Consider the following 11,014-nt stretch of genomic DNA (forward strand, 5'->3'; position numbering starts at 1 on the left):
CATAGCTCGGGGTCGGGGCAGCCCAAATCCATGGATCCGAGCGTCCCGGGCCTACGGCCGGGCGGCACAGTCTCATGCTCAGGCATGCGAGACGCGTGGCATCTTCATTCTTTCGCTGGCCAGAACGGATTGCGCGAAACGCAGCAGCAATTCGGACTTCAACGTGGCGAAGTCAGGATTGGCCCATAGGTTGTCGACCTCGTTCGGGTCGGTTTCCAGATCGAACAATTCACCCGCAGCGCCTGCGCGATACACGGTGATCTTGTAGCGCGCGTCCACATGGGTGACGGCATGCGGCATCACCGGGTTGTGGCGGTTCTCGCACAATACGAAATCACGGGTTGCGGCGCGCTGGCCGGTCCACTCCTCAAGCAACGACACGCCTTGCATGTCATGCGGCACGGCCAGGCCCCCAGCCTCCAGGAAGGTGGGCGCCAAGTCGACAAGGCTTTGCAGCGACCGGCTGACCGCGCCGGCGGCGATCCGGCCGGGCCAGGCCGCGATGAAGGGCACGCGCAACAGGTCCTCGTAATGAAACGGCCCCTTGGCCATCAGCCCGTGCTGGCCGAGGAAATGCCCGTGATCGGTGGTGAAGACGATCAGCGTGTCGTCGAGCACGCCGCGCGCCTCCAAAAGGTCGAGCATCCGCCCGACCTCCTGGTCGAGGAAGCTGACCATGCCGTAATAGATCGCCATGTCCTTCTTCAGCTCGTCGCGGTCATGCAGGTGGGAGTGGCAGCCATGCGCCTCGAACGGCTCGTGCCAATCGCCGAAATCGGGATTTTCTTCCTGCGTCTTGCCGAAATGCGGCGGGTTCTTGTCGTGTTCGCCGGGGGTCAGGCTACCCGGCTCCATCTCCGCGGGATCGTACATCGAGGCCCAGGGCTCCGACAGCACATAGGGCGGATGCGGATCGTGGAAGCTCGACCACAGGAAGAACGGCCGGTCCTGCGCCAGCGCGTCATCGATGAAGGCGGCCGAGCGTTCGCCGGTCCAGCGGGTGTAGTGGAAATCCTCGGGCAGGGCCCAGATGCGGGCCTGCCGCTTCCAGTATTCGCCATTGGTGCCGATGGGGATGGCGCGGGCGGAGGTTTCGCCCGGCGCGGGCTGGAAATAGTCGCGCCAGTCGACCAGCCCCCTGTCCTCCATCCACACCCCGTAATGCTGTCCGGCCATCGCCTCGTCGGCGTGGTTGCGCGCCAGTTCGATATGGTCGAAGCCGTACCACGGCCCGTTGAAACCGCGCCAATGCTCCATGTCGCGCACGATGGGCAGCTTTTCCAGAGAGGTGTGGCCGGGCGTATCGGCGAGGGGATGGAAATGCGCCTTGCCGACCAGCCCCGACATGTAGCCCGCCTCGCCCAGCATTCCGGGCAGGGTGCGGCAGGCCTCGTCCAGATGGGTGCCGATGGTCCAGGCGCCGTGCTGCGAGGGATAGAGCCCGGTCAGGATCGAGGCGCGCGAGGGCGTGCAGACCGGGCTCGGGCAATAGGCCCGGTCGAAGCGGGTGCCCATCTTGCACAGGCGGTCGAGGTTGGGAGTACGGATCTTCGGGTTGACCGCCCCCAGGGTCGAGAAATGTTGCTGATCGGTGGTGATGAGCAGGATGTTGGGACGGGTCATGTCGAGCCTCTGAATGGGGGGCAGGCGGGACGCCCGTCATGCAGCCGATAGGGCGGCAGATCGGTGCGCGGCGCGGTGCAATGATCGATCTGGCCGCCGCCGCGCACCGGCCGATCAAAACCGTCGCGCGCGGGGTCGCGGTAGCGGGCGAACCAGTCTTCCAGGTCACGGGTCAGTCGCGCGCGGGTGGCGGCTTGCTCGGGGAGGGCGGCAAGGTTGCGGGTCTCGCCGGGATCGGTTTCCAGATCGTAGAGTTCGCAGGCCTCTGGGTCCGCGCGGTGGATGTATTTCCACCGGCCCTGCCGGATCATCCGGTGCGGTCCGTATTCGTCGAAGACCACGGCAAAGCCGTCCTCCTCCGGCGCCTCGGCCAGAAGCACCTCCGACAGATCGCGCCCCGGCAAGCCTTCGGGCACGCGGTCGGGCAGGTTCGCCAGCCCCAGCAGCGTCGGCAGGATGTCGTAATGCGAATAGATGCCAGTGAGCCTGCCTGGTGCGATCCGCCCGGGCCAGGCCGCGATGCCCGGCACCCGCACCGAGGTCTCGAACAGGTTGATCGGGTCGGTGCCGTTGCCCTTGCCGTAGATTCCGTGGTGGCCCATGTTCATGCCATTGTCCGAAGTGAACAGGATGAAGGTGTCCTCCAGCCGCCCCTCGGCCTCCAGGTGATCGAGGAGACGGCCGATCTGCCGGTCCATGCCGCGGATCGCGGCGGCATAGCCGGACAGTATCTCGCGCCGCCGTTCGGGCGTTTCGGGATAGGCCGCGGGATCGTAGATGTCGGGATGCATCGGGTCGCGCGGCAGCGAGGGGAAATCGCATTCCGGCCAGAAAGCCGCCACGTCCTCGGGCTCGTGCTCGTCGAGCGCCCAGGGCGAATGCGGCGCGGTATAGTGCACGCTCAGATACCAAGGACGCGCCCCGTCCTGCGCGCGCAGGAACTCCAGCGCGTTGTCGGTGATGATCTCGGTCAGATAGCCTTCGCGGTCGGTCATCCGGCGACCATCGACGATCTTGGGGTCGCGGTAGCTTCCGCCGCCGGTGGGAAAGGCCTGCCAGAAGTCGAAACCGCGATGCGGTTCTTCGGTCTTGCCCAGATGCCACTTGCCGCTGAGCCCACAGCGGTAACCGGCATGGGCGAGGATTTCGGGATAGGTCTCGAACCCGTCGAGATAGTCGATCAGCAGCCGGTGATAGGCCCGCTCCAGCGTCGAGTTGCCCGCCGCCAGCCAGTCGTGGACGCCATGCGCCGAAGGGATGCGCCCGGTCAGGATCGAAGCACGGGCGGGCGAACAGACCGGTGAGACGCAATAGAGCGCGTCGAACCGCTTGCCCATCTCCGCCAGCCGATCGAGGTTGGGCGTGTCGAGCTCGAACGTTCCGGCATGGGCCATCGCCCAGGTGCCCTGGTCATCGGAGACGATGACCAGGATGTCGGGCGTGCGGCTCACGTCCGCCCTTCCAGCCGGTTGCCATTCTCGCCGCAAAAGACATGTACATGTCCGGGGGCCGCGGTGAGGCCGACCTTCTGACCTTTCCTGAGATTGTTGCGCTCCCGCAGGCTGGCCGTGGCCTGTCCGCCGGGGATGTCGAAGACGATCATTTCCTCGGCGCCGGTGGGTTCGACGAGATCGACATTGGCGCCAAAGCCATCCTCGGCAAGGCGCAGATGCTCGGGGCGGATGCCGATCGTCACCTTGCGACCCGGCGTGAAGGTGCCGTCAAGCGCCAAGCGCAGCCCCGCGTCATTGTGGAAATGCCCGCCGTCCGCGTCGATCGCCCCTTCTATGAAATTCATCCCCGGCGAGCCGATGAACCCGGCAACGAAGGTGTTGACCGGGCGGTCGTAAAGCTCGGTCGGGGTGCCGTATTGCTCAAGCTTGCCCTCGGACATCACCGCGATCCGGTCGGCCATGGTCATCGCCTCGATCTGGTCATGCGTGACATAGACCGTGGTGGTGCCCAGCTCGCCTTGCAGCTTCTTGATCTCGCCGCGCATCTGCACCCGCAGCTTGGCGTCGAGGTTCGACAGGGGTTCGTCGAAGAGATAGACCTTGGGCGTGCGCACGATGGCGCGCCCCATGGCCACCCGCTGCCGCTGCCCGCCCGAGAGGTTGCGCGGGTAACGATCGAGGAACGGGGTCAGCCCCAGCTTCTCGGCGGCGATCTCGACCTTCTGGCGGATCTCGGACTTGGGCCGCTTGGCGATCCGCAGATGGAAGCCCATGTTGTCGGCCACCGTCATGTGCGGATAGAGCGCGTAGTTCTGGAACACCATGGCCACGTCGCGCTCGGAGGGGCGGGCACGGCTGATATCCTTGCCGTCGATGAGGATTTCGCCGCTGTCGACGAGTTCGAGCCCCGAAAGCATCCGCAGGGAGGTGGACTTGCCGCAACCCGACGGCCCGACGAGCACCACGAACTCGCCATCCTCGATCGGCAGGTTCAGATGCTCCACCGCGGCCCGGTGCGTGCCAGGAAAGTGACGGGTAACATTGCGAAATTCGATGGTCGCCATTGTCCTGGCCCCTTTCTATTTGTCTGCGCCGAGGGTCATGCCCTCGATGATCTGGCGGCCGAGCCAAAGATAGATTGCCAGCACGGGCAGCACGAGAATGCAGACCCCCGCAAACAGCCCGCCCCAGTTTGCATTGTTGTATTGCATGGCTTTCATGAAGTTCAGCAGCGTGACCGAAAGCGTCATGCGGTCGTCGGTCTGAAGAAAGACCAGCGCGAAAATGGTCTCGTTCCAATGCGCGATGGTGTTCAGGATCGCCAAGGTCACTATGCCCGAGCGCGCCAGCGGCAGCATGATGATGCGGAAGGTCTGGAAGGCCGAGGCCCCGTCCAGCATCGCGGCCTCTTCCAGTTCGCCGGGCAGGCTCGCGAAGAAGCCGGTAAGAAAGAACACGGCGAAGGGCAGGGAGGTGGCGACATAGAGCACCCAGAGCCCCCAGAGCGAATTGACCATGCCGAACTGGTTCATGATCGCATAGAGCGGCAGGATCACCAGCTGCGCCGGGATGCCGATGCCGATGGCGAAATACATCGTCATCGGGCTGGCGCTGACCACCTTGAAACGGCTCAGCACGTAGGCGGCGGGCGCGGCGACGGCGATGGTGGCCACCGCGGTGCCGATCGTGAGCAGCACGGTGTTGAGCACCGCACGGCTGAAATTGCCGTCGCGCCAGGCGATGACGAAGTTTTCCCACTGGATCACTTCGGGCAGGTTCCAGGGCACTTCGAAGATTTCGGACGAGGTCTTGAGCGAGGACATCACCATCCAGACCAGCACGAAGATGTTGAAGGCCACGAAAGCCCAGGTCAGGGGCAAGCCGATCAGTTTGACCGGGCCGGCGTTGTCACTGGCCTTCGCGGCCCCTGCGGGTGCGCCCGCGCCTTGGGTCGGAACACCGCCGCGGAAGGCGGGCCAGGGCATTTTTCTGAGGAGCATGGCGGCCTCCATCCTAGAATTGCAGAGTCTCGCGGCGCATGGCGCGGCGCAGCAGAAGCACGAGAACGACGACCAGCAGCAGCATGACCACGGCACTGGCCGAAGCGGTGCCGTAGCGTGGCGTGCCCTCGCCCGAGAACGCCTCGGCATAGGAGTAGAGCGCGAGGTTCCAGGTCTTGACCGGCGGCAGGAAGCCGACCGCCCCGGCAAAGGCGAGGATGAACTCGAAGATCTTGATCGAGCTGATGGTCCAGAGCACGGCGGCGATGCCGAACACCTCCCACATCAACGGCAGGGTGACGAAGCGGAATTTCTGGAACGTCCCCGCCCCGGCCAGCGCGCAGTCCTCATAGAGATGCTTGGGGATGCGGTCGGCCCCGGCCATCAGTATGGTGGTGTAGAACCCGGTCGACACCCAGATCAGCCCCAGCATGACGACGTTGATCATCATGTTCTCGTTGAGCCATTTCGGCGGGTTGTCCATGCCAGCCAGCATCAGGAACTGGTTCACCAGCCCGTCGGCCTGAAACAGGAACCCCCATAGAATGGCGATGACGACGCCCGACAGGATGTTGGGAAAGAAGAGCACCGAGCGTACGAAGCTGCGGCCCATCATGTCGCGCAGCACCATCATCAGCCCGAAGCTGATCAGGAAGGTCGCGCCGCCGACGATGAACAGGATCTTGAGCGTGTTGACGAAGGACAACCAGAACACCGGGTCATGGTACATGATCCGGTAGTTGCGGATGCCGACCCATCGCATGTCACCCGCGCCGGGCCATTTGTTGAAGCTGATCCAAAGCGTGCCGAGCGCCGGCACCACGAAGAAGACAGTATAGAGGATCGCCGCCGGGGCCAGGAACCACCAGTAAATCCTCTTCTGTTCCTTCTGGATGGGGGTGTCCATGAGGGCAGTCCAGTCCTGTCTTGGTATGGGGTAGAGGGCGCGCCGCGCGCGGTGCGCGGGCGAGCAGGCTGGCGGACGGCCGCATGTGCCGCCGTCCGCGCACTGTTCAGTCGCGCAGTTCCCAGTAGAGCGTGGTCTGATCGACCAGCTCGTCCTGGAATTCCTGAGCATCGATCTGGCCGAAAATCAGCTCGTTGATCAGGGGGGTCAGGATCTTGGTGGTGTAGTCCGCATTGTAGGTGTTCACGCCGTCATAGGCGTTGTGGGTCAGCGCGCCGGAGTTCAGCGCCTCGTAGACCGGTTGCAGGACCTCGGTCACCTCGATGCCTTCGCGCGGCACCAGGACCTTGGCCTCGTCAGCCAGCTCCGCCAGGTAGTCGGTCTTGAGGAACCAGGCGACGAATTGTTCGGCCTCGTCGATATTCGGTCCCTTCTCCGAAATCGAGAACCCGATCACCCCGACCTCGTTGGTGGCGATCGACTCGTCGCTGACGGCGGGCATCATGAAGGCTTTCGGGTCGGCGCCCTCGGGCGTGAATTCCACCGTCTCGCGCGGCAACCAGGTGCCGTTATACATGAAGTCGACCTCGCCCGAGGCCCAAAGCTGCTGTTGCGCCGGCCATTTGCTCGAATCATAGCCCGGTGCGAAGAACCCGGCATCGACCAGCTGCTCGATCTGTTCGGCGGTGCGCAGGATGCGCGGATCGCGCAGGGCGTCTCCGCTGCGATCCTCGATCGCGGCATTCACCTTGCCGGGCCCGAGATGGCGCACGGCAATGTCGGTGAAATACCACAGATTGTAGAAGCCGATATCGCCATCCTGTGCGATCACCTCGTGACCGGCATCCTTGCGCGACTGGAACAGCGCCACCATCTCGTCCCAGGTCTGGGGCTCGCTGCCCACCAGCTCGGGCATCCGGGCGGCATCGTACCACCAGCCCGAGCTGAGCAGGATGTAGGGGACCATCCAGGCCTCGTCATCCTCGACCAGCACGTTCTTGATGTTGGGCAACAGCGCGGCATCGACGGTCACGCCCTCGCCGGGGATCTCCATGTCATAGACCGCGTCCAAGGAGGCCTGGCTTCCGGTCGTCACCAGAGACGAGAAGATCTTGCGCCGTTCGCCATCGACCAAGGTAAAGGGCGTTTCGGGTGAATTCAGCGTCGGCCCGATCTTCTTGTGGATGTCCCGTCCGACCCACTGGACATCGACTTCGATGCCGGTTTCTTCGCTGAACACCGCGATGGCACGGGCCAGGACCTTCTGCTGGGGCTCGCCCTCGTTCCACATGGACCAGTAGGAAAATCCGCCCTCCGCCTGCGCCGACATCGCTGCCAGGCTGGCCGCGACGGCTCCGAAAATGGTTGTTCTTTTCATCGAAACTCCTCCCTGAAGTCTGCTTCACCCTAGGAGGCGAAAAATAGTTTCGCAAGGATTTGTTTACAAAACTACATCAAGGCGGCCATAATCTAATGAAAACATAGATCTTGCTGCAAAATACCCAGCGTATGAGGTTGCTGTTGCTACAAATGTAGTTTTGTGAAATTAGTGGACCGGACGGGAGGGACGCGCATGACTGACGCCGGTGACATCTTGAAAAGGATCACGGAGGACCGCGACAGCCTGTCCCGCGCGTTCCGCATGATCGCGGATTTCCTGATCGCGGAGCCGCGCGCCTTCATCACCAGCCCGATGCGCAGCCTCGCCGAAAAGATCCAGGTCAGCGAGCCGACATTGATCCGCTTTGCCCGCCATTACGGATATCAGGGCCTGCCCGACCTGCGGCTGGCCTTCGCCATGGCGCTCGCGGCCAGCGATGTTGCCGCTTCGGTCAATCTCGAGCCGCGCCTCAAGGACAAGGAGGCGGTCAATCGCGCCGCCAAGCAGGCCATAGCCGCGCAGGCCTTCAAGTTGACCGGGCAGGACAATACCCTTTTGCTCGATTCCGGCTCCACCGTGCAGCTGCTGGCCGAACAGCTGGCCACGGCGCCGGGCAAGACCATCCTGACCACCGGGCTGAACGTGGTGCTGAGCTTGCGCCACGCCACCCAGCATTGCCTGATGCTGCCCGGCGGCATGGTGCGGATCGAAGCCATGGCGCTGGCTGGGCGCATGGCCGAATCGAACCTCACCGAAATGAACATCGATACCGTCTACCTGGGGGCGGACAGCCTGCACCCCGAGCATGGATTGTCCACCTATGGCGAGGAGGAGGCGCATCTGAACCGCGCCATGATCCGCGCCAGCAAGCGAGTCGTGGTGCTGGTCGACTCGAGCAAGTTCAAGAGCCCGGCGCTGCACCACATCTGCAACCTGTCCGATGTCGATATCATCGTCTCCGACAGCAACCTTTCACCCGAACATCGCTCCGCCATCGAGGCGACCAGCACGACGCTGATGCTGGCCGACACGCCGCCGCTCGCGATCAAACCGAAAGAGACAAGATGATCAAAGATTTCAGAACCGAAGTGGAGATCTCCGCGCAGCCCGGCATCTGGGAGGCCTGGTCCACCGAGCTTCCCGCCATCGCCGGGCAGATCCGCAACTGGATTGAAGCCCGCGCGCCCGACGAGATCTGGCTATGCGGCGCCGGAACCTCGGCCTTCATCGCGGATTCGCTGGTCGTCGGTCTCGGCCGCTGCCACGGTATTCCGCTGGTCAATGTGCCGACCACCGACCTGGTCGCACGCCCCGGCGATTTCTTCCGCACCGGCACACGGCCGCTGGTCGTGTCGTTCGGACGCAGCGGCAACAGCTCGGAAAGCGTGGGGACGCTGGACCTTCTCGACCGCTTGTCCCCCGAGGCCGACCGGCTGAACATCACCTGCAACAGCGACAGCGTGCTGGCCACGCGCAAACCGCAAGGCACCGGCGAGGCTCGGGTCATCACCCTGCCACCGGCCTGCCACGACGCGGGCTTTGCCATGACGTCGAGCTATACCACGATGCTGATCACGGCGCTCGCCTGCCTGTCGGACACACCGGTCGACAGCCTGTCTGAACGGATGAGCCATCTGGCACGAAGCGCTCGCGCTCTGCTGGACCAGCCGCTGAACATGGCACGTCCGGAGCGGGCGGTCTTTCTGGGCTCGGGTCCATTCAAGGGCACGGCCCGGGAATCGGCCCTCAAGGTGCTGGAACTCACGGCGGGTCGCGTGGTCGCGGCCTGGGACAGCACCCTGGGCTTCCGCCACGGACCGAAGGCGGTGATCGACGGTGCGACCTCGGTGTTCGTCTTCCTGTCCTCGGACGAATTGACGCGCAAGTACGACCAGGATGTCGCAGCGGAGATACGCGCGCAGTTCCCCGATATCCGCGTCACCACCATCGGCGCCCCGATGACCGGCAGCGAAACGCCCGATATCGCACTCGATACCGGCCTCGAGGATGTATGGAGCACCCCGGCGGCGGTGCTGCCGGCGCAGCGGCTGTCGGTGGCCTGGTCGCAATCACTGGCGCTGGACGTCGATGACCCTTTTGCCGGGCGTAACCTGACGCGGGTGGTGTCGAATGTCCGTCTCTACGCCTGAGCTGCCAGCCGCGATCGGGGTCGATCTGGGCGGCACCAAGATCGAGGCGACGCTCTTCGGCTCCGACATGACCGCCCGCGACACTCGACGCAGGCCGACGCCGCGCGAGAGCTATGCCGATCTTCTGGGCGCGCTTGAGGACGAGGTGTCACGCTTGCGTCACAAGAGCGGGGTCACCGACCTGCCGGTGGGGATCGGCCTGCCGGGGCTGGTCGATGCCCAAAGCGGCGTGTCGGTCTGCGCCAATCTCGTGGCCGACGGCCATGCACTCGCCCGCGATTTGACGGCGCGGATCGGCGGGCGCGTCGTGGTTGCCAATGATTGCAAGTGCTTTGCCCTGTCCGAAGCCTGCGGCGGCGCGGGCGCGGGCCGCGCCCGGGTCTTCGGACTGATCCTCGGCACCGGGCTGGGGGGCGGCCTCTGTCAGGATGGAAAACTCGTCCTGGGCCTGAACGGCCTGCCGGGGGAAATCGGTCACGTCGCTTTGCCCGCGCATCTCGTGGCCCGGCACGACCTGCCCCTGGTGGTCTGCGGCTGCGGTCGGACGGGCTGCATGGAAACGCTGGTCTCGGGCACCGGCATGGCGCGGCTGGCGAAGGCGCTGACCGGCCGCGAGCGGGGTGGGCCGGAAATCGCGGCCGCCCCCGATGAGCCGGAAAACGCCCGCATCCTCCATGTCTGGAGCGCGCTGGCGGCCGAATTGCTGCACAGCCTCCAGCTGCATATCGACCCCGATTGCATCGTGCTCGGCGGCGGCCTGTCGAACATCGCCGGGCTCGAGAGCAGGCTTGCCGATGCCTTGAAAGCCGCGGCGTTGCCCTCGGTACGGCTGCCCGAGATCGTGAAACCCGCGTTCGGCGACAGCAGCGGCGGCCGCGGGGCCGCGCTCTTGTCGCTTCAACCCAACGAAAGAGACATGCCATGAGCCTTGTTACCGACATCGTGAGGCAGAACCGCGCCGGCACCGCCAACGCCCTGGCTTCCGTCTGTTCCGCCCAGACCGATGTGTTGAGCGCCGCGTTGCTGCTGGCCAAGCAGCATCGGCGCCCGATCCTGATCGAGGCGACCTCGAACCAGGTCAACCAGTTCGGCGGCTATACCGGCATGACGCCCGCCGATTTCATCGCCTATGTGCGCGATCTGGCCGAAAAACTGGAGGTCGATCCGGCCTTGGTGGTCTTTGGCGGCGATCACCTCGGCCCCCAGGTCTGGCGGGCAAAGGATGCGGAGACCGCGATGGGCCATGCCCGCGACCTGATGCGCGCCTATGTCGAAGCCGGATTCACCAAGATTCACCTCGATTGCTCCGAGGGCTGCGCCGGCGAGCCCGCGCAGGTCGATGATGAATTGAGCGCCGCCCGCGCCGCCGAGCTGGCCGAGGTCTGCGAGGCCCATGCGCCCGATCCCGCGGCGCTGAGCTATATCATCGGCACCGAGGTGCCCCCTCCGGGCGGCGCGCGGGTCGAGGAAGCAGGCCAGACGATCGCGCCCACGCGGCC

At 64.7% G+C, this 11,014-nt stretch carries 10 protein-coding genes; 4 read left to right on the forward strand and 6 right to left on the reverse strand.

Features of this window, described 5'->3' with window-relative positions:
* Positions 1 to 78 precede the first annotated feature (78 nt).
* The 6 genes from NHG85_RS19210 to NHG85_RS19235 form a co-directional block, all read right to left on the reverse strand.
* A complete protein-coding gene (locus NHG85_RS19210; RefSeq protein WP_253335347.1) occupies positions 79 to 1,623 on the reverse strand; it encodes a sulfatase family protein in 1,545 nt (514 codons plus the stop codon).
* Positions 1,620 to 3,074 (reverse strand): sulfatase-like hydrolase/transferase, encoded by a 1,455-nt coding sequence (locus NHG85_RS19215; protein WP_253335348.1) that lies wholly within the window; start codon positions 3,072 to 3,074, stop codon positions 1,620 to 1,622. Before NHG85_RS19215 ends, NHG85_RS19210 begins: the two co-directional genes overlap by 4 nt.
* Positions 3,071 to 4,141 (reverse strand): ABC transporter ATP-binding protein, encoded by a 1,071-nt coding sequence (locus NHG85_RS19220; RefSeq protein ID WP_253335349.1) that lies wholly within the window; start codon positions 4,139 to 4,141, stop codon positions 3,071 to 3,073. The genes NHG85_RS19215 and NHG85_RS19220 overlap by 4 nt, the downstream gene beginning before the upstream one ends.
* 15 nt (positions 4,142 to 4,156) lie before the next feature.
* A complete protein-coding gene (locus NHG85_RS19225) occupies positions 4,157 to 5,077 on the reverse strand; it encodes a carbohydrate ABC transporter permease (RefSeq protein ID WP_253335350.1) in 921 nt (306 codons plus the stop codon).
* A gap of 13 nt (positions 5,078 to 5,090) precedes the next feature.
* On the reverse strand, positions 5,091 to 5,984 hold the full coding sequence (locus tag NHG85_RS19230) for a carbohydrate ABC transporter permease (protein ID WP_253335351.1): 894 nt from the start codon (positions 5,982 to 5,984) through the stop codon (positions 5,091 to 5,093).
* A 106-nt stretch (positions 5,985 to 6,090) separates the two neighbouring features.
* Complete coding sequence (locus tag NHG85_RS19235) at positions 6,091 to 7,362, reverse strand: ABC transporter substrate-binding protein (protein ID WP_253335352.1); 1,272 nt, start codon at positions 7,360 to 7,362, stop codon at positions 6,091 to 6,093.
* 195 nt (positions 7,363 to 7,557) lie between these two features.
* On the opposite strand from NHG85_RS19235, the gene NHG85_RS19240 reads away from it, so the two are divergent.
* From NHG85_RS19240 to NHG85_RS19255, 4 genes are all read left to right on the forward strand, one after another.
* The gene (locus tag NHG85_RS19240) at positions 7,558 to 8,433 is read left to right on the forward strand and encodes a transcriptional regulator (protein WP_253335353.1); all 876 of its coding nucleotides are present in this window, start codon (positions 7,558 to 7,560) and stop codon (positions 8,431 to 8,433) included.
* Positions 8,430 to 9,515, forward strand: coding sequence for an AgaS family sugar isomerase (locus NHG85_RS19245; protein ID WP_253335354.1), 1,086 nt, complete (start codon positions 8,430 to 8,432; stop codon positions 9,513 to 9,515). Before NHG85_RS19240 ends, NHG85_RS19245 begins: the two co-directional genes overlap by 4 nt.
* Positions 9,496 to 10,440, forward strand: coding sequence for an ROK family protein (locus NHG85_RS19250; RefSeq protein WP_253335355.1), 945 nt, complete (start codon positions 9,496 to 9,498; stop codon positions 10,438 to 10,440). Before NHG85_RS19245 ends, NHG85_RS19250 begins: the two co-directional genes overlap by 20 nt.
* A partial coding sequence (locus NHG85_RS19255) for a class II D-tagatose-bisphosphate aldolase non-catalytic subunit (RefSeq protein WP_253335356.1) occupies positions 10,437 to 11,014 on the forward strand: 578 nt, incomplete at its 3' end. The genes NHG85_RS19250 and NHG85_RS19255, both read left to right, overlap by 4 nt.

It is taken from the genome of Limimaricola litoreus, from assembly GCF_024159025.1.
Taxonomy (GTDB): Bacteria; Pseudomonadota; Alphaproteobacteria; order Rhodobacterales; family Rhodobacteraceae; genus Limimaricola; species Limimaricola litoreus.

Excerpts from the sequence above, each read along its gene's own strand:
- NHG85_RS19210 (WP_253335347.1), bottom strand. The coding sequence starts at position 1,623 with ATGACCCGTCCCAACATCCTGCTCATCACCACCGATCAGCAACATTTC.
- NHG85_RS19220 (WP_253335349.1), bottom strand. The coding sequence starts at position 4,141 with ATGGCGACCATCGAATTTCGCAATGTTACCCGTCACTTTCCTGGCACG.
- NHG85_RS19225 (WP_253335350.1), bottom strand. The coding sequence starts at position 5,077 with ATGCTCCTCAGAAAAATGCCCTGGCCCGCCTTCCGCGGCGGTGTTCCG.
- NHG85_RS19230 (WP_253335351.1), bottom strand. The coding sequence starts at position 5,984 with ATGGACACCCCCATCCAGAAGGAACAGAAGAGGATTTACTGGTGGTTC.
- NHG85_RS19235 (WP_253335352.1), bottom strand. The coding sequence starts at position 7,362 with ATGAAAAGAACAACCATTTTCGGAGCCGTCGCGGCCAGCCTGGCAGCG.
- NHG85_RS19240 (WP_253335353.1), top strand. The coding sequence starts at position 7,558 with ATGACTGACGCCGGTGACATCTTGAAAAGGATCACGGAGGACCGCGAC.
- NHG85_RS19245 (WP_253335354.1), top strand. The coding sequence starts at position 8,430 with ATGATCAAAGATTTCAGAACCGAAGTGGAGATCTCCGCGCAGCCCGGC.
- NHG85_RS19250 (WP_253335355.1), top strand. The coding sequence starts at position 9,496 with ATGTCCGTCTCTACGCCTGAGCTGCCAGCCGCGATCGGGGTCGATCTG.